The organism is Klebsiella sp. AqSCr, assembly GCF_008452795.1.
GTDB classification, from domain to species: Bacteria; Pseudomonadota; Gammaproteobacteria; order Enterobacterales; family Enterobacteriaceae; genus Klebsiella; species Klebsiella pneumoniae.
The window spans coordinates 1-17,927 of sequence record NZ_MJDM01000041.1; the positions used below are offsets into that span (position 1 = coordinate 1).

Here is a 17,927-nt window from a genome sequence, read left to right on the forward strand (position 1 = left end):
GTAAGCGTACAGCGTGAACCGTCTGGTCATAATCTGAAGCATCCGACAAAGTGGTGTCCACCAAATAAGTAGTGGGAACCAAAGTGTTAGATATGCAGAAAAATATGACTCCCGGCAGGCGTAAAGGCTGCCCTAATTATTCTCCTGAGTTTAAACAGCAACTCGTTGCTGCCTCCTGCGAACCCGGGATATCCATCTCAAAACTGGCGCTTGAAAATGGCATTAATGCCAATCTGCTCTTTAAATGGCGCCAGCAGTGGCGCGAGGGAAAGCTGCTATTACCTTCCTCTGAGAGTCCTCAGTTACTTCCTGTGACTCTCGATGCCACCGCCGTACAACCAGAACCGCCCGCTGAGGACTCAGAGCTCAGCATCTGCTGTGAGGTAACGTTCCGGCACGGGACACTCCGCCTCAACGGCACTGTCAGCGAAAAGCTTCTGACTCTGCTGATACAGGAACTGAAGCGATGATCCCGCTACCAACAGGCACCAAAATCTGGCTGGTTGCCGGTATTACCGATATGAGAAACGGCTTCAACGGGCTGGCTGCAAAAGTGCAGACGGCGCTGAAAGACGAACCGATGTCCGGCCATGTCTTCATCTTCCGGGGCCGCAGCGGCAGTCAGGTTAAACTTCTGTGGTCCACCGGCGACGGGCTGTGCCTGCTGACCAAACGGCTGGAGCGCGGGCGCTTCGCCTGGCCGTCAGCTCGCGATGGCAAAGTGTTCCTGACCCCGGCGCAGCTGGCAATGCTGCTGGAAGGCATCGACTGGCGACAGCCGAAGCGGTTGCTGACCTCCCTGACCATGCTGTAGGCTTCTTTATCCTGGTTGTCGCAGAATAAGCCTGGTAAAATGCTGGCTTATGAATGACATCTCTTCTGACGACATCCTTCTGCTGAAACAGCGCCTTGCCGAACAGGAAGCGCTGAACCGTGCCCTGCTGGAAAAGCTGGCAGACCGGGAGCGCGAAATAGACCATCTGCAGGCGCAGCTGGATAAACTTCGCCGGATGAACTTCGGCAGCCGTTCCGAAAAAGTCTCCCGCCGTATCGCACAAATGGAAGCCGATCTGAACCGGCTTCAGAAAGAGAGCGATACGCTGACCGGTCGGGTGGATGACCCGGCAGTACAGCGCACTCTGCGTCAGACCCGCACCCGCAAACCGTTCCCCGAATCACTCCCCCGCGATGAAAAACGCCTGCGGCCAGCGGGTTCCTGCTGCCCGGAGTGTGGTGGTGCGCTGAGTTACCTGGGTGAGGATGCCGCTGAACAGCTGGAGCTGATGCGCAGCGCCTTCCGGGTGATCCGGACCGTACGGGAAAAACATGCCTGCACAAAATGTGATGCCATCGTGCAGGCCCCCGCGCCTTCGCGCCCCATTGAGCGGGGTATCGCCGGACCGGGGCTGATGGCCCGCGTGCTGACCTCAAAGTATGCAGAGCACACACCGCTGTATCGTCAGTCTGAAATATACGGTCGCCAGGGCGTGGAACTGAGCCGTTCACTGCTGTCGGGCTGGGTGGATGCATGCTGCCGGCTGCTGTCCCCGCTGGAGGAGGCGCTTCAGGACTATGTCCTGACTGACGGTAAACTCCATGCCGATGATACCCCGGTCCAGGTGCTGTTGCCGGGCAATAAGAAGACGAAGACCGGGCGGTTGTGGACGTATGTTCGTGATGACCGCAACGCCGGGTCAGCGCTGGCACCGGCGGTGTGGTTCGCCTACAGCCCCGACAGAAAAGGCATCCATCCGCAGACCCATCTTGCGGGGTTCAGCGGTGTGCTACAGGCGGATGCGTACGCCGGGTTCAACGAGCTGTACCGCGATGGCCGGATAACGGAAGCCGCCTGCTGGGCTCACGCCCGCCGTAAAATCCACGATGTGCACGTTCGCACGCCGTCAGCCCTGACGGAGGAAGCCCTGAAGCGTATCGGCGAACTGTATGCCGTGGAGGCGGAAATAAGAGGAATGCTGGCGGAACAACGGCTTGCTGAACGTCAGCGGAAAACGAAACCGCTGCTTAGTACCCTGGAAAGCTGGTTGCGTGAAAAAATGAAAACGCTGTCGCGACACTCGGAGCTGGCAAAGGCGTTCACGTACACCCTGAACCAGTGGCCGGCCCTGACGTACTATGCAGAAAACGGCTGGGCCGAAGCCGATAATAACATCGCTGAAAATGCGCTGCGGATGGTCAGTCTGGGTCGTAAAAACTGGTTGTTCTTCGGCTCAGACCACGGTGGTGAGCGGGGAGCGTTGCTGTACAGTCTGATCGGGACGTGCAAACTGAACGGCGTGGATCCAGAAAGCTACCTTCGCCATGTCCTTGACGTCATAGCTGACTGGCCGGTCAACCGGGTCAGCGAGCTGCTACCCTGGCGCATCACACTGCCAACTGAATAACACATCCCCGTCAATACGGTTCTCGCTGTACGCTTACAAATCCCTGGAAAGCTGGCTGCGTGAAAAGATGAAAACCCTGTCGCGACACTCAGAACTGGCGAAAGCGATCGCATACGCCCTGAACCAGTGGCCGGCGCTGACGTACTATGCAGATGATGGCTGGGCTGAGGCGGACAATAACATCGCTGAAAATGCGCTGCGGATGGTCAGTCTGGGCCGCAAAAACTACCTGTTCTTCGGTTCGGATCATGGAGGAGAGCGGGGAGCGCTGCTGTACAACCTGATCGGGACGTGCAAACTGAACGGAGTGGAGCCAGAAAGCTACCTCCGCTATGTCCTTGACGTCATAGCCGACTGGCCGATAAACCGGGTCGGCGAACTGCTCCCCTGGCGCGTAGCACTGCCGACTGAATAACACATCCCCGTCAATACGGTTCTTGCTGCACGCTTACTTAAATTCTTTGATGTAAACAATATCATACTCAGGAAATAACAACGCCCAGTTCACCTTACGTTCAGAAAGCCGTTTTCTTCTGACCCCTTCGGCTGCACCGAGGGGGACAGTCGCTCAGGCATCCCCGGTAACTCTACCGGGCGTATTGCCATTCCTGAATGAGGATCGCTTTTTAACCCCCGCGATCCGATGGCCAGTATTTCACTATCCCGACAAACATGGCGGGTATCTCAGACGGCCGTCAGACCGCTAACTCACGTACCACCGGTGCCGCCATGGCCAACAGACTCCGAACATGCGTAAGAGTGGAGACACTGGAAAGCTGTGTTCATCCCATTTGCCTTGCCTGGAAATGAAGAAAACTACTTTACTTATTAAAATGTACGTTTGAAAAGTAGACTTCTGCGGTACACTCTGACGGTATCATTTACACGCATCGTGCCGGATGATTTCGGTCCGGACACAGCCTTGGACTAGAGTTCTCCTGGTCTCTAGCACAACCATAATCAGTGCTGGTACGTCAGCCTACTCAGAAAACCATGTTAGCCGGAAAACCGCCTTCTTTCCTCCCCGGCCTGAAGGACGAGGTTTCCCCAAGGCATCACGGTATCTGGTTGCATTATTTTCCACGGCCCCGGGTTGCTGTCTGTGCTGCGATGTTGCCGCCTTTCGCACTAAAAACTTTCACTATCACCTACTGACTGCCTATTCTGCCGAACAATACATTGCACAGCAATTTACGGTTAGTAGCGTCAAACCCGGGTCAGGATCTTAGGCGAAGGTGGGAAAAATACAGCTCAGCATTTCAGACGTTTTCCGCAGCGAGCCGTGCCGTCCGCAGTGGGACTACCCTGTGTTCATTGCTGTACCTGACCAACTCGGCCATGTAATCCCTTCCGGCTTTTTCAGCGAGATAAGACCTGCCGCATATAAAAAAGTTGGCTACATGCTACTGGTGAGCGTTCATTACAAACCCAGCTGGTTGAGTACAAAAAACAGACAGCTAAATTTACATTTCTTGCCATGGCCTGCCGTCTGTGCTCCCACCTTTTTACCTTGTTCTGGGTCAATAAAAAAGAAAACATCTATGATGCAAATCACTACATTTACAAATTAGAATGCATCTTGTAAACAAAGACATACATAACTCTATTATGTGTCATCCAGCCTCTGTTCGGTGATACTGCCAGATCACTTTGCGTTAAAACAGAGTCTTTTTTTTGGTGGCAAGACTTCGCTCAACTAGTCGTTCCGTCACAGAAGCGCATATAGTGTCGGAGGCCGCCCTGATTCCCGGAGGCGATATGAACAGAGTGTGTCTATGCATTCTTGTTCTAACTCTCTTTGGCTACCCTGTTGGTAGTCAAAGTGGTTGGTCTATATATGTCAGCCATATCAATGTAAATATTTCTTTATAAATCAGATGGTAATAAACAAAAAAAACCACCTGCCAGGGTGGTTTTTTTGCGTTTCCTCTTTCACATTAAAGAACTGGCAAGACTTCGCTCACGGCAAATTATGCTTTGTCCATCATAGACCCGCAACGGATTTATTAGCCAAAATGGCGTATTTTCTATGACAGGAATCAACAAAATCACTCACCTGACTGTGCTAATCACCGACAGTGATCAGATGAAATAAAGGCTATTTGCATTTAGGGCATTTTAGACCGGCTCTATGTCCTGCTATGTGCTAACTTTTCCAGTTTAATGGCCTCTCGTCGAGTTGTGTGGCAACAGTGTTGCCACCGGCGGAAATCCGCCGGTTTGAATGCTTTTTTGTTCAGCATGCGACGAGGTGCCCGTCGCCAAAATCGGTAAAGCGCTGCGGTACTCTCTGATAGCCGATGGGTTTGATCGGTTCTGGTCTTATCGGCATTGCGCTGGTGGCTCGGGGTTGCCGTCTTTGCTGAACGTCAGGTATAGGAACGGCGCTGAGCAAGTGCTGAGTATAAGGATGCTGCGGATGGTGCAACACTCGATCTCGTGGGCCGATCTCCACGAGCTGGCCGCCAAACATCACCGCTACCCGGTGGCAGATGCGCTCCACCACCGCCATATCATGGGAAATAAACAGATAGCTGAGCCGATAGCGCTGACGCAAATCTTCCAGCAGCGTCAGCACCTGCGCCTGTACTGAAACATCCAGCGCGGAAACCGATTCATCGGCGATGATCACTTTCGGGTTCAGCGCCAGCGCGCGGGCAATGCAAATGCGCTGGCGCTGGCCGCCGGAAAACTGGTGCGGATAACGCCGCATCGCTTCCGCTGGCAGGCCGACCTGCTGCAATAGCTGCGCCACCCGCTCCGTGCGCTGTACTGCGGGCATCTGCTCATGAATCAGCAGCGGCTCCCCAACCAGGTCGAAAATAGTTTTGCGCGGATTGAGCGCCGCCCAGGGATCCTGAAACACCATCTGCAAATCGCGGCGTACCGCTCTTAACGCCTCGTCCTTCAGGCCGTGCAGCTCCTGTCCGTTAAGCTGCGCGCTGCCGCTAAATGGCACCATATTCATCAGCGCTTTTGCCGTCGTCGATTTACCGCAGCCGCTTTCACCGACGATGCCCAACGTCTCGCCGGGGAAAAGATCGAAGCTGACGCCATCGACGGCATGGACTTCGCGACGCACGCGCAGGCCGTCGCCGCGCACCGGAAAGCGCACGCTGAGGTCGCGGACGCTGAGCAACGGTCGCGTCGCCTCGACCGGCGCCAGCGCGGGCGCCTGGCCCAGCACCGGTACCGCCTGCAACAGCTGGCGGGTATAAGCCGCCTGCGGCGAGGTAAACAGCGTTTTTGCCGGAGCCTGCTCCATGATTTTGCCGTGACTCATGACCAGCACATCATCGGCCATTTCTGCCACCACTCCCATATCGTGGGTGATCAACAGCAGGCTGGTGGAAAACGCCTGCTGCAGTTCGCGCATCAACTCGAGGATCTGCGCCTGAATAGTGACGTCGAGGGCCGTGGTCGGCTCATCGGCAATCAGCACCTGTGGCTGGCACAGCATTGCCATGGCGATCATCACCCGCTGGCGCATACCGCCGGAAAGCTCGTGCGGATACTGTTGCAGGCGCTTCTCCACATGACTGATTTTGACCGCGTCCAGCATCGTGCTGACCCGGCTGCGCCGTTCACGGCGGCCCAGCACTTCGTGGCGTTGCAGCGTCTCTTCCAGCTGCTGGCCCACCGTCATCAGCGGATTGAGCGAGGTCATCGGTTCCTGAAAAATCATGGCAACCGACTTGCCGCGCAGCAACTGCATTTGCCGCTCCGGCAGGCTGAGCAAATCCTGGTTATCAAAAATAATCGCGCCGCCTGGAATCTGTGCCTCCTCCGGAAGCAAACCCATGATCGCCAGCGAAGTCAGCGATTTACCGCTGCCCGACTCGCCGGCAATGCACAGAGTTTTTCCCGGCCAGAGCGCAAAGCTGACGTCATCCACCACCCGCTGTGTACCAAACTGGATCGACAGGCGCTCGACCGAGAGCAGCGGCGCCGGAAATAGGACTGCTGACATAACGCTCCTAATTAAACACGCTGTTGGGAAAATAGAACGACACCACCCAGTTAGGCCGATCGACGATTTCGCTGATGCGCAGATCGCCGCACACGGAGCAGAGCATATAGGCCTCTTCCGCCGACATCCCTTGTTCGCGGCACAGCGCATCGATGGTATAGCTTACCGCGTCGCGGGCGGCGGTCATCAGGTCAGGGCCAATGCCGGTGAAGGCGCTGTAGCCGTGCCGATCCAGATGTTGGGTCACTGGGCCAGGGGTGGCGAAACGCGGCGTTTTCAGCGGCATATCTTTAACCACTTCCAGCTTCACCACCACGTCCATCGCGCTTTCAATCGCCGTGCCGCAGACTTCACCATCGCCCTGCGCGGCGTGGGTGTCACCAATAGAAAACAACGCGCCTTCTACTTCCACCGGTAGCCATAATGTGCAGCCAGCGGCCAGATCGCGAATATCCAGATTGCCGCCCACGCGGCGCGGCGGCACCACCGAATGATGGCCCGCGGCGGCGGGAGCGACGCCGAGGGTACCGGCGAAGGGTTTCAGCGGTACGCGGCCATATCGGCCAAAGGCGCAGGGGGTTAAGCCCTGGCGGTCATATTGCCACAGCGTCAGCGCCGGATCAGAAAACTGATCGGCCAGCAGGCCGAAGCCCGGGATATTCGCAGTCCAGCCAAAGCCGCTGGGACGAAAGGATTCCAGCGTCACCTTTAGCGCATCGCCCGGCTGAGCGCCTTCCACATAGACCGGGCCACTGACCGGGTTGAGCTTATCAAACGGCAGCGTTGGGATATCCGCTGCGGTAGAACCGGCGTTGAACCAGCCGTTAGCCGCATCCAGGCAGTGAAACTCCAGTTGGCTGCCGGAAGCTACGTGCAGGACCGGGCTCAGGCTGTTATCCCAGCCGAAATGATGTTGAGCATGATGAATGGTCTTCACCAGACAATTTTGGCACATCCTGACTCTCCTTTAAGCAGCGGCGCCGTCCCGGCGCCATCAAATTATTTCAGTCCGATATAGTCGTAGTTGACTGGTACATGCACTGGATCGACATACAGCGCGTCCTCGCCCCCCATGCGTGCGGAATGTACGGTGTAGCGCTTCTCGTTGAATACCGGCACCCAGGGCGCGTCATCCATTGCAGTGATGAAGATTTTGCGCCAGGCTTCAATGCGCGCGTCCTGCTGGTCGGGTTTCACCATGCTGTCCGCCGCGGCCGCCTGCGCGTCCAGCGCTTTGTTGCAGTAGCGCGCCCAGTTCCAGCCGCCCTCTACCGCCCCGGCGCAGCCGAGGATCGGGCCATAGAAGTTGGAGGGATCCGGGAAATCGGCGATCCACGCCATGCCGCCGGACCAGACCATCGGCGCTTGGCTGGCGGAGCCGCCCGCCGCAATCACATTCGCCTGCGCCAGGGATTTGATGCTGGCGTGGATGCCCACTTTGGCCAGATCCTGCTGGATAGACTGAGCGATACGCGGCTGCGGATCGGTATTCATCACGTACAGTTCGGTAGCAAAACCGTTGGGGAAACCCGCTTCGCTGAGCAGTTGCTTCGCTTTTGCCGGGTCGTAGCTGAAACCCTGATATGCCTTGTCATAACCGGGCATGGCGGGTGGCAGTGGCTGGTTGGCCGGCGCCGCGCGTCCATTAATGATGCGCACGATGCGATCTTTGTTGACCGCCATGTTCACCGCCTGGCGGACTTTGAGATTATCGAAAGGCGGCAGCGTGGTTTTCATCGTCACGTAGCCGGTCTGCAACTGGTCGCCGGTGACCATCAGGCCCTTATAGGCCGGGTTGTTTTTAAACGACAGAAACTGTGCGGGCGGTACGCCGTCGCCGGCAATATCCACTTCGCCTTTTTCCAGCCGCAGCAGAGCGACCGAGGGATCCTGTCCCATTTCGAACTTTATGTGATCCAGCCGCGGCACGCCGGCTTTAAAGTAGTTCGGGTTTTTGCGGAAGATCAGCTCCTGGCCCAGCTTCCACTCCTGGAGCTCAAACGCGCCGCTGCCGACCGGATGCTTGCCGAAGTCGGCACCCCATTTCTCCACCTCCTCACGGGGAACCACCGAGGCAAAGTTCAGCGCCAGCACATGCAGGAAGGTGGCGTTGGGCTCTTTCAGAGTGATTTTTACCGTATGATCGTCGACGACCTCGATACCGCTCAGGGTCGTGCTTTTACCGCTGGCCTCCTCGTCATAGCCCGCGATGGGACTGAAGAACCCGGCGCCCGGACTTTGGGTTTTCGGGTTGACTGTGCGTTCCAGAGAATATTTCACGTCCGCCGCCGTGACCTCGCGGCCGTTGTGGAATTTCACCCCTTTGCGTAGCACAAAGGTGTAGACCTTGCCGTCCTCGGAAATGGCGTAGCTCTCCGCCAGGTCGTTCACCAACTCGGTGGTGCCGGGACGATAGTCCATCAGGCCGTCGAACAGGCTTTTGATCATCGACCAGTTTTGCCAGTCATAGCCAATGGCCGGATCGAGGGTCGCCACGTCGTTCTGGTAGGTCACCACGATATCGCCGCCGGTCTTCTCGTCAGCCTGCGCGCCATAAGAGAAACAGGCCGCGGCCACCGCCATTGTCAATAACGCATTTTTCATCATCTTCCCCTGCTACTTTTTGACATCAATGCGCGGATCGACCCACGGCAGCACCAGATCCGCAATAAGGTTGCCGCCAACAATGGCAACCGCTGACACGGTGGTTACCCCGACAATCACCGGGATATCCACCTGTTGAATCGCCTGCCAGGCCAGCTGACCGATACCCGGCCAGCCAAAGACCGATTCGACTACCACCAGTCCGCCCATAAAAATGCCGATATCAATGCCTATCATCGGAATTAGCGGCAGCACGGCATTCGGCAGCACGTGACGCAGCAGTACGCGGGTTCGGCCCAGCCCTTTGGCCCGCGCGGTACGGATAAAATCCTGATGCAGCACCTCAATCATCGACGAGCGCAACATGCGTGAATACCAGCCGCTGCCGAGCAGGCCGAGGGTTAGCGCCGGTAGCGCCAGATGGCTGAAGCCGCCATAGCCTCCCATCGGGAACCAGTTGAGTACCACGGCGAAAAGATAGAGAAAAAGCATCGCGGCGATGAACTGCGGCGCCGAAACACCGATAAAGGAGAGCGCCATCAGAAGCCGGTCCGCCAGCCCGCCGCGTTTTAACGCCGCCAGGGTGCCGAGTGCGATCCCCAGTACCAACTCGCAGAGAATACCCGCCGCCATCAGCTGCAGTGACGGCCCGATACGGGCGGAAACCAGTTCACTCACTTCGCTGCGCTGAATAAACGAGCGTCCCAGATCGCCGTGCAGCAGCCCCTGCAGATAACGCCAATATTGCTGATAAAACGGAAGATCCAACCCCAACTGATGGCGGATGTTTTCGACTACTTCCGGCGTGGCACTGCGCCCGGCGATTTGGCGCGCTGGATCGGCGGGCAACATAAACAGCAGCAAATAGCAGATCAACGTAACGCCAAGCAGGATCAGCCCGGCATGCAACAGACGTTTTCCCAGAAATAGCATTAGTTTCGTCCTTTTAAGCCGGGATCGAGGGCGTCGCGCAGGGCGTCACCAGCGATATTGAAAGAGAGCGACAGCAGCACAATCGCCGCGCCGGGAAAGAACACCAGCCAGGGAGCCGAAGTAAAATAGCTCTGGCTTTCAAAGATGATGTTGCCCCAACTCGGCGTTGGCGGCTGTACCCCCACCCCGAGGAACGATAGAGTAGCTTCCAGCAGGACTGTGGTGGAGATGCCTAGTGTGGCCCAGACCAGCACCGTTGGCGCCAGATGTGGAATTAAATGCACGCCGAGAATACGCAACGTTCCGGCCCCCAGGGTGCGTTCCACGGCGATAAAGTCGCGGGCGCTAAGCGCGCTAGTTTCGGCGTAGATAACCCTGGCGATCTGCACCCAGTTCACCATGGCGATCACCAGGGACACGATCCAGACACTTGGCTGGAAAATCGCCGCCAGGGCAATCGCCAGCAGCAGTGCGGGAAACGCCATCATCAGATCGGTAAAGCGCATCAGCAGCCCTCCGATACGCCCCTGCAGATAACCTGCGCTAAGCCCTACCAGGACGCCGATCAGTACTGCAGTGCCGTTGGCGACAACACCGATGAGTAACGAAGTACGAGCTCCGTAAATTAAACGCGAGAAGAGATCGCGTCCCAGCAGATCGGTTCCCAGCCAGTAAGTGCTGTTGGGAGAAAGCGGTGCGCCTTCCAGGCTCAGTCCCTCGACAAACTGTTCATCGGGATCGAAGGGGGTGAGCCAGGGGGCAAACAGCGCGCTCATCACCACCAGGAGAATAAACAGCAGCGAGAGCAGCAGGGCTGGCCGGCGCAGAAAATATCCGACTCTATTCATTGTGCTCCCCGCTTGCCGGACGACATTCGTAGCAGCCACTTCTGCGCCACCTGTGCCACCGACTGGTTCGTACACATTGATTCCGAGCGCAGGCGAACCCATGCCTGTTGTTCATCAATACTTTCCGCTTGCATCTGGGCCGCCAGAGCTTGGGTAATCTGCGGCATTGCTGCCAGACGCTGGCCCAGTAGCATCTGTTGCTGTTGAATGTCATGCAACTGCTGACGCAGCCCCACTGCCATCATCAGGGTGGTATAGATGGCTCGCTGTGTAATAGGCTTGGTAAGGAGCGCTGTTGCCCCTAACTCCAGCGCGCGCTGTACCTGGTAAAGTCCCTCATGTGAGGTCAGCGCGATCACCGGTATTCCCGCCAGATTGATCTGGCTCAGGGTTAGCGGGCTGGCGAATGCCTCCAGTTCCACCAGTACTGCACAGGGGGTGAGAGGAGGTAAAGCCTCATCTCCGGTCAGGTGATGCCAGCGGATACCCATCCGCGTCAGGTTTTTTTCCAGCGCTTCGCGACTCCTTGCTTCACAGTCTACCAGCAGGAGCGGCTGAGCATCTAAATCCGGGGACAGCAGCGTTTTCATTTAACAATCCTCAGAGCAGGTCTGGCTGCAACCGTTCGGCTTTCACGTAGCTCGGTCGCGGAGAGATAGGGATCGGGCATAACCGGCAGCGGTTCGCGATGCAGTATCTGAAAGCAAGTTTGTTGCAACTCAGCGATGTAGCAGGGCAAACAGGCGTGGTTGTTTCGAGCCATTACTGAGCGAGCGCCCGGAGAATCAACGTCGTGCTGACGATGCAGTGCCGCCAGCACCGCACCCGGCTCGCTGTTTCCGGCCTCGCGCAGGCTATTGGCAAACAACCTTACTGCCCGCCAGCCGCCGATATAGTAGTGGGAGATGCGCTGTGCGCCATGTTGCAGGTGCTGCCGCGCGCAAAAATCGAGATCGACGCTCTCAAAAAACGGTCCGCAGGAAAGCAAACGTACCGCCCTTAGTGGCGCGACTTCGGCGACTTCGGCTTCGGTAAAATTACAGCTGAGCACCGCTAACGTCCGCCGATCGCGAAGACAGGCCTCGTCCAGTGCGCGCAGAAACGCATAAGAGGTTTCGCCTACCAGGTTATTGAGTACAAAATCTACCTCTGTGCTGAGAATCGCCTCAATCAACTCGGTCACGTTGCTGTTTCTCAGGTGCAGATATTTTTCGCCCACCACCGTACCGCCGGAACCTTCCACTACCTCACGGGCGATACGATTGCTTTCCCAGCCCCAGACGTAGTTAGAGCCGATCAGCCAGGAGCGATTTCCGAACATATCCAGCGCCAGCCGCAGGAGTGGCAGCAGAGTCTGGTTCGGACAACCGCCCAGATATACGACCTGCTCGCAGCTCTCGAACCCCTCGTAAGGACAGCCATACCACAGCAGCAGGTTATGCTGCTCCAGGTCCGGGATAATCTCCTTCCGACTGGCAGAGGTAATGGTTCCGAAGATATGGCGGATGCCGTGAGCGATAAAGGTGCTCACCGCTTCACTGTAGGCTGCGAGTTCACCCGCAGGGTTGATATGTCGGGCCCGCAGCTGAAAAGGATAAGCAGGATCGGCATTGATTTCCTCTAAGGCATGGCGCGCACCAAGCAGTGTGCTGTTCGCCAGGTGGCTGTAGGTACCTTCTGTGGAAAGCAAAATTCCAATATCAATAGTTTGCACGTATGTTTGCTCTCTGCATTAATAAAAAAGCCTGATTGTCCTTATTAGGACAATCAGGCTTCATTACCTGTCGATATTTAATGGATTCAAGGCTTAAGGGTTGCCCCTGCTTGCATATACCCGACATGAAAAATTCATGCCATTTTTAAAGCACAGTTAAATCAATGGATTATTTATTTTTGGAGACACTTTTGCACCAATGGGATGCGGCTTGCTCAGTTATGGTGCAATTTTCTGATGCAGTCTGGTCTCTTCAACATGAGGTGGAGTAATGCACACCTGTTTTAGTTCCACGCACTTTTTGAGAGTTCCGGTTTTTCAGCCATCAGCAGGTGATCCTCCGGCGTCAGGTTATTCAGGGATTCATGGGGACGCTCTGGATGGAAGATCCTCGTGACGAAGCCGAATTTGCCCCCGGCCACGTGCTTTTTTTCGAGCGTAATGTTGTCCATGCATTACCAACCCTTCTTGAAGAACCCGTAATATTTCTGTCATTGGCCAGCCCTCGTCGTGCTCCTGAAGATATTACCTTTGTTGACCCGAAAGATGGCACTGCCAGAACCTTTATGGCCAGAAATAATGAGTCAGCATAAAGGGCCAGAACCAAAGGTAAGGTGGAGCGGATGGTGAAATACCTCAAGGAGAACTTCTTCGTCCGGTACCGCCGGTTCGACAGCTTCGCCCAGGTTAATCAGCTACTGGAGCAGTGGATGGCTGACGTTGCCGACAGGCGGGAACTTCGCCAGTTCAGGCAGACACCGGAACAGCGCTTCACGCAGGAACAGGAGCATCTGCAGCCGTTGCCGGATACGGACTTCGATACCAGCTACTTCGATATCCGTCATGTCTCCTGGGATGGCTATATCGAGGTTGGCGGAAACCGTTACAGCGTGCCGGAAAGCCTGTGTGGCCAGCCGGTATCAATACGGATTTCGCTGGATGATGAACTGCGGATCTACAGTAATGAGCAGCAGATGGCATCGCACCGTCTCTGTTCGGCTGCATCCGGCTGGCAGACCGTGCCGGAGCATCACGCCCCGCTCTGGCAGCAGGTCAGTCAGGTGGAACCCGAAATCTGATTTATTCAACAAAGCCGCACCAAATCATCACTCGAAGATATTCAGGCATGGTACATCCGCGGCAAGCCCCTAATTTGTACTGAGGGGCAAAGTGAAAAAAGTTACTTTTTGTTGAAACGACAGTTAGCAATAACCCCCGCTTGCGGGGGCCATACCCACCAGGAGCAAACGCAGAAAGCCCGAGATACTTCTGCTGTACCGGGGGCTGGCGACATTTCAGGCAACACTCATAGTTGACATCCTCCCCGCCCTAAAGGGCGGGGAGGATGTCAATAATAGCAGACCACATCATGATGTCATTCTGACCGACAGATGCCAGAAGCAGAGGATCCATCCCATTTTATACCTACCTTATAACACTTAGAAAAACAACATGTTAAAAATGTTTATTGGAAACAATTTTATTTCCAATTGTAATGATAACCATTCTCATATTAATATGGCTACGTGATAATTAACTTTTGATGCACTCCGCATGTCTGACCGTGCCACTACCACAGCTTCCTTAACGTTCGAGTCGCTTTATGGCACCCATCACGGCTGGTTGAAAAGTTGGCTGACGCGCAAACTCCAGTCTGCCTTTGATGCAGATGACATTGCCCAGGACACTTTTTTGCGGGTAATGAGCAGCGAAACGCTCTCGACGATCCGCGATCCTCGCTCTTTCCTGTGCACTATCGCCAAACGCGTGATGGTGGACCTGTTTCGCCGAAACGCGCTGGAAAAAGCGTATCTGGAGATGCTGGCGCTTATGCCGGAGGGGGGAGCGCCTTCACCTGAGGAACGCGAAAGCCAGCTCGAGACCCTACAACTCGTCGACAGCATGCTGGACGGGCTAAACGGAAAAACACGTGAAGCGTTTCTGCTTTCGCAACTGGATGGCCTGACATACAGCGAGATTGCGCACAAACTCGGTGTTTCCGTCAGCTCCGTGAAAAAATACGTGGCGAAAGCCGTCGAGCACTGCCTGCTGTTTCGTCTGGAGCATGGGTTATGAATCCTTCGTTAACCGATTCCCGCCGTCAGGCGCTGCGTTCAGCTTCCCACTGGTATGCCGTGCTAAGCGGCGAGCGCGTCAGCCCACAACAGGAAGCGCGCTGGCAACAGTGGTATGAACAGGATCAGGATAACCAGTGGGCCTGGCAGCAGGTTGAAAACCTGCGCAACCAGCTTGGCGGTGTGCCTGGCGACGTTGCCAGCCGGGCGCTGCACGATACCCGCCTCACCCGCCGTCACGTGATGAAAGGATTACTGCTGTTGCTCGGCGCTGGCGGAGGCTGGCAACTCTGGCAGTCGGAAACCGGCGAAGGTCTGCGGGCAGATTACCGCACCCCCAAAGGCGCAGTCAGCCGTCAGCAACTGGAAGATGGCTCCCTGCTCACGCTGAATACCCAAAGCGCGGCGGATGTGCGTTTTGATGCGCATCAGCGCACCGTCCGGCTCTGGTACGGTGAAATCGCCATTACTACCGCGAAAGATGCGCAGCAACGCTCCTTCCGCGTCCTGACCCGTCAGGGCCAACTCACCGCTTTAGGGACAGAATTTACCGTCCGCCAGCAGGATAATTTCACGCAGCTTGACGTGCAGCAGCACGCCGTGGAAGTGCTTCTCGCCAGTGCCCCCGCGCAAAAACGCATCGTGAACGCTGGTGAAAGCCTGCAGTTCAGCGCCTCTGAGTTTGGCGCAGTGAAACCGCTGGATGACGAGAGTACAAGCTGGACGAAGGGCATCCTGAGCTTCAGCGATAAACCGCTGGGTGAGGTGATAGCCACGCTAAGCCGTTACCGCAACGGCGTGCTGCGCTGCGATCCCGCCGTTGCCGGGCTGCGCCTGAGCGGGACGTTCCCGCTGAAAAATACCGATGCGATCCTGAACGTTATCGCTCAAACGCTTCCCGTTAAAATTCAGTCTATTACGCGGTACTGGATAAACATTTCACCGCTGTAAGAAAAATAATTCTCATTTCGATTGTCCTTTTTACCTTCTCGTTCGACTCATAACTGAACACAACAAAAATGATGATGGAGAAGGTATGACGCCGTTACGCGTTTTTCGTAAAACAACACCTTTGGTTAACGCCATTCGCCTGAGCCTGCTGCCGCTGGCCGGTCTCTCGTTTTCCGCTTTTGCTGCACAGGTTGATATCGCACCGGGATCGCTCGACAAAGCGCTCAATCAGTATGCCGCACACAGCGGAATTACCCTCTCGGTTGACGCCAGCCTGACGCGCGGCAAGCAGAGCAACGGCCTGCACGGAGATTACGACGTCGAGAGCGGCCTGCAACAGCTGCTGGACGGCAGCGGACTGCAGGTAAAACCGCTGGGAAATAACAGCTGGACGCTGGAGCCCGCGCACGCGCCAAAAGAAGATGCCCTGACCGTGGTCGGCGACTGGCTGGGCGATGCGCGTGAAAACGACGTATTTGAACATGCTGGCGCGCGTGACGTGATCCGCCGTGAGGATTTCGCCAAAACCGGCGCAACCACCATGCGTGAGGTGCTTAACCGCATCCCTGGCGTCAGCGCGCCGGAAAACAACGGCACCGGCAGCCACGACCTGGCGATGAACTTTGGCATCCGGGGCCTGAACCCACGCCTCGCCAGCCGCTCGACCGTCCTGATGGACGGCATCCCCGTCCCCTTTGCCCCTTACGGTCAGCCGCAGCTTTCACTGGCTCCCGTTTCGCTCGGCAACATGGATGCCATTGACGTGGTGCGCGGTGGTGGTGCGGTGCGTTACGGACCGCAGAGCGTGGGCGGCGTGGTGAACTTTGTTACCCGCGCCATTCCGCAGGACTTTGGTATCGAGGCGGGGGTGGAAGGTCAGCTCAGCCCAACCTCTTCACAAAACAACCCGAAAGAGACGCACAACCTGATGGTGGGCGGCACAGCGGACAACGGTTTTGGCACCGCGCTGCTCTACTCCGGCACGCGCGGCAGTGACTGGCGCGAGCACAGCGCCACCCGCATCGACGACCTGATGCTGAAAAGCAAATATGCGCCGAATGAGGTGCACACCTTCAACAGCCTGCTGCAATATTACGATGGTGAAGCCGACATGCCCGGCGGCCTGTCCCGCGCGGATTACGACGCCGATCGCTGGCAATCCACCCGCCCGTATGACCGCTTCTGGGGCCGTCGCAAGCTGGCGAGCCTGGGCTACCAGTTCCAGCCGGACAGCCAGCATAAATTCAACATTCTGGGGTTCTACACCCAAACCCTGCGCAGCGGCTACCTGGAGCAAGGCAAACGCATCACCCTCTCGCCGCGTAACTACTGGGTGCGCGGTATTGAGCCACGCTACAGCCAGAGCTTTATGATCGGCCCTTACGCGCACGAAGTGGGCGTGGGCTATCGCTATGTGAATGAATCAACGCATGAAATGCGTTACTACACCGCCACCAGCAGCGGGCAGTTGCCGTCCGGCTCAAGCCCTTACGACCGCGACACGCGTTCCGGCACCGAGGCGCACGCCTGGTATCTGGATGACAAAATCGACATCGGCAACTGGACCATCACGCCGGGTATGCGTTTCGAACATATCGAGTCATACCAGAACAACGCCATCAAAGGCACGCACGAAGAGGTGAGCTATAACGCACCGCTTCCGGCGTTGAACGTGCTCTATCACCTGACTGATAGCTGGAATCTTTATGCAAACACTGAAGGCTCGTTCGGCACCGTACAGTACAGCCAGATTGGCAAGGCTGTGCAAAGCGGCAATGTGGAACCGGAAAAAGCGCGAACCTGGGAACTCGGTACCCGCTACGACGACGGCGCGCTGACGGCGGAAATGGGGCTGTTCCTAATTAACTTTAACAATCAGTACGACTCCAACCAGACCAACGACACCGTCACTGCACGTGGCAAAACGCGCCATACCGGGCTGGAAACGCAGGCACGTTACGACCTGGGTACGCTAACGCCAACGCTTGATAACGTTTCCGTCTACGCCAGCTATGCGTATGTGAACGCGGAAATCCGCGAGAAAGGCGACACCTATGGCAATCAGGTGCCATTCTCCCCGAAACATAAAGGCACGCTGGGCGTGGACTACAAGCCGGGCAACTGGACGTTCAATCTGAACAGCGATTTCCAGTCCAGCCAGTTTGCGGATAACGCCAATACGGTGAAAGAGAGCGCCGACGGCAGTACCGGCCGCATTCCCGGCTTCATGCTCTGGGGCGCACGCGTGGCGTATGACTTTGGCCCGCAGATGGCAGATCTGAACCTGGCGTTCGGTGTGAAAAACATCTTCGACCAGGACTACTTCATCCGCTCTTATGACGACAACAACAAAGGCATCTACGCAGGCCAGCCGCGCACGCTGTATATGCAGGGGTCGTTGAAGTTCTGATGTGTTAACGCCCGGCTTGC

The 17,927-nt window shown here is 56.4% G+C and carries 13 protein-coding genes and 3 pseudogenes; 8 read left to right on the forward strand and 8 right to left on the reverse strand.

Annotated elements, in window-relative coordinates; translation table 11 throughout:
* Positions 1-92: 92 nt before the first annotated feature.
* The 4 genes and pseudogenes from tnpA to BHE81_RS26170 all read left to right on the forward strand — a co-directional run.
* On the forward strand, positions 93-470 hold the full coding sequence (gene tnpA / locus BHE81_RS26155; RefSeq protein ID WP_004114613.1) for an IS66-like element accessory protein TnpA: 378 nt from the start codon (positions 93-95) through the stop codon (positions 468-470).
* Positions 467-814: an IS66 family insertion sequence element accessory protein TnpB gene (tnpB, locus tag BHE81_RS26160; protein ID WP_004114612.1), complete on the forward strand. Its 348-nt coding sequence runs from the start codon at positions 467-469 to the stop codon at positions 812-814. Before tnpA ends, tnpB begins: the two co-directional genes overlap by 4 nt.
* Before the next feature lie 49 nt (positions 815-863).
* The gene (gene tnpC, locus BHE81_RS26165; RefSeq protein WP_016808813.1) at positions 864-2,402 is read left to right on the forward strand and encodes an IS66 family transposase; all 1,539 of its coding nucleotides are present in this window, start codon (positions 864-866) and stop codon (positions 2,400-2,402) included.
* 37 nt (positions 2,403-2,439) lie between these two features.
* A pseudogene (locus BHE81_RS26170) lies at positions 2,440-2,817 on the forward strand (IS66 family transposase); the annotation flags it as partial.
* A 1,821-nt stretch (positions 2,818-4,638) separates the two neighbouring features.
* Here the strand turns inward: BHE81_RS26170 and BHE81_RS26175 are convergent.
* The 8 genes and pseudogenes from BHE81_RS26175 to BHE81_RS28925 all read right to left on the reverse strand — a co-directional run.
* A complete protein-coding gene (locus tag BHE81_RS26175; RefSeq protein WP_004118832.1) occupies positions 4,639-6,372 on the reverse strand; it encodes an ABC transporter ATP-binding protein in 1,734 nt (577 codons plus the stop codon).
* Positions 6,373-6,379: 7 nt separating this feature from the next.
* Positions 6,380-7,327, reverse strand: a complete 948-nt coding sequence (locus tag BHE81_RS26180) for an acetamidase/formamidase family protein (protein ID WP_004118225.1) — start codon at positions 7,325-7,327, stop codon at positions 6,380-6,382.
* Positions 7,328-7,371: 44 nt separating this feature from the next.
* Positions 7,372-8,976, reverse strand: a complete 1,605-nt coding sequence (locus BHE81_RS26185; RefSeq protein WP_004152278.1) for an ABC transporter substrate-binding protein — start codon at positions 8,974-8,976, stop codon at positions 7,372-7,374.
* Positions 8,977-8,988: 12 nt separating this feature from the next.
* Positions 8,989-9,909: an ABC transporter permease gene (locus BHE81_RS26190; RefSeq protein WP_004118227.1), complete on the reverse strand. Its 921-nt coding sequence runs from the start codon at positions 9,907-9,909 to the stop codon at positions 8,989-8,991.
* Positions 9,909-10,757, reverse strand: a complete 849-nt coding sequence (locus tag BHE81_RS26195) for an ABC transporter permease (RefSeq protein WP_004118228.1) — start codon at positions 10,755-10,757, stop codon at positions 9,909-9,911. The genes BHE81_RS26190 and BHE81_RS26195 overlap by 1 nt, the downstream gene beginning before the upstream one ends.
* Positions 10,754-11,347, reverse strand: coding sequence for an ANTAR domain-containing response regulator (locus BHE81_RS26200; protein ID WP_032415034.1), 594 nt, complete (start codon positions 11,345-11,347; stop codon positions 10,754-10,756). The genes BHE81_RS26195 and BHE81_RS26200 overlap by 4 nt, the downstream gene beginning before the upstream one ends.
* The gene (locus BHE81_RS26205; RefSeq protein ID WP_004118840.1) at positions 11,344-12,471 is read right to left on the reverse strand and encodes a transporter substrate-binding protein; all 1,128 of its coding nucleotides are present in this window, start codon (positions 12,469-12,471) and stop codon (positions 11,344-11,346) included. The genes BHE81_RS26200 and BHE81_RS26205 overlap by 4 nt, the downstream gene beginning before the upstream one ends.
* A gap of 284 nt (positions 12,472-12,755) precedes the next feature.
* Positions 12,756-12,857 (reverse strand): annotated as a pseudogene (locus BHE81_RS28925) (integrase); the annotation flags it as partial.
* A gap of 207 nt (positions 12,858-13,064) precedes the next feature.
* Between BHE81_RS28925 and BHE81_RS26215 the strand changes: the two are divergent.
* The 4 genes and pseudogenes from BHE81_RS26215 to fecA all read left to right on the forward strand — a co-directional run.
* Positions 13,065-13,550, forward strand: a pseudogene (locus tag BHE81_RS26215) (Mu transposase domain-containing protein); the annotation flags it as partial.
* 475 nt (positions 13,551-14,025) lie between these two features.
* Positions 14,026-14,547 (forward strand): RNA polymerase sigma factor FecI, encoded by a 522-nt coding sequence (fecI, locus tag BHE81_RS26220; RefSeq protein WP_004197062.1) that lies wholly within the window; start codon positions 14,026-14,028, stop codon positions 14,545-14,547.
* A complete protein-coding gene (gene fecR, locus BHE81_RS26225; protein ID WP_004197067.1) occupies positions 14,544-15,497 on the forward strand; it encodes a ferric citrate uptake sigma factor regulator FecR in 954 nt (317 codons plus the stop codon). Before fecI ends, fecR begins: the two co-directional genes overlap by 4 nt.
* 85 nt (positions 15,498-15,582) lie before the next feature.
* On the forward strand, positions 15,583-17,907 hold the full coding sequence (gene fecA, locus BHE81_RS26230) for a TonB-dependent Fe(3+) dicitrate receptor FecA (protein ID WP_032415036.1): 2,325 nt from the start codon (positions 15,583-15,585) through the stop codon (positions 17,905-17,907).
* Positions 17,908-17,927 lie beyond the last annotated feature (20 nt).

Bases quoted from the DNA above. Each gene is read 5' to 3' on its own strand.
- fecR (WP_004197067.1), top strand. From the start codon at position 14,544: ATGAATCCTTCGTTAACCGATTCCCGCCGTCAGGCGCTGCGTTCAGCT.
- tnpB (WP_004114612.1), top strand. From the start codon at position 467: ATGATCCCGCTACCAACAGGCACCAAAATCTGGCTGGTTGCCGGTATT.
- BHE81_RS26200 (WP_032415034.1), bottom strand. From the start codon at position 11,347: ATGAAAACGCTGCTGTCCCCGGATTTAGATGCTCAGCCGCTCCTGCTG.
- BHE81_RS26175 (WP_004118832.1), bottom strand. From the start codon at position 6,372: ATGTCAGCAGTCCTATTTCCGGCGCCGCTGCTCTCGGTCGAGCGCCTG.
- BHE81_RS26195 (WP_004118228.1), bottom strand. From the start codon at position 10,757: ATGAATAGAGTCGGATATTTTCTGCGCCGGCCAGCCCTGCTGCTCTCG.
- fecA (WP_032415036.1), top strand. From the start codon at position 15,583: ATGACGCCGTTACGCGTTTTTCGTAAAACAACACCTTTGGTTAACGCC.
- BHE81_RS26180 (WP_004118225.1), bottom strand. From the start codon at position 7,327: ATGTGCCAAAATTGTCTGGTGAAGACCATTCATCATGCTCAACATCAT.
- BHE81_RS26185 (WP_004152278.1), bottom strand. From the start codon at position 8,976: ATGAAAAATGCGTTATTGACAATGGCGGTGGCCGCGGCCTGTTTCTCT.
- tnpC (WP_016808813.1), top strand. From the start codon at position 864: ATGAATGACATCTCTTCTGACGACATCCTTCTGCTGAAACAGCGCCTT.
- fecI (WP_004197062.1), top strand. From the start codon at position 14,026: ATGTCTGACCGTGCCACTACCACAGCTTCCTTAACGTTCGAGTCGCTT.
- BHE81_RS26190 (WP_004118227.1), bottom strand. From the start codon at position 9,909: ATGCTATTTCTGGGAAAACGTCTGTTGCATGCCGGGCTGATCCTGCTT.
- tnpA (WP_004114613.1), top strand. From the start codon at position 93: ATGCAGAAAAATATGACTCCCGGCAGGCGTAAAGGCTGCCCTAATTAT.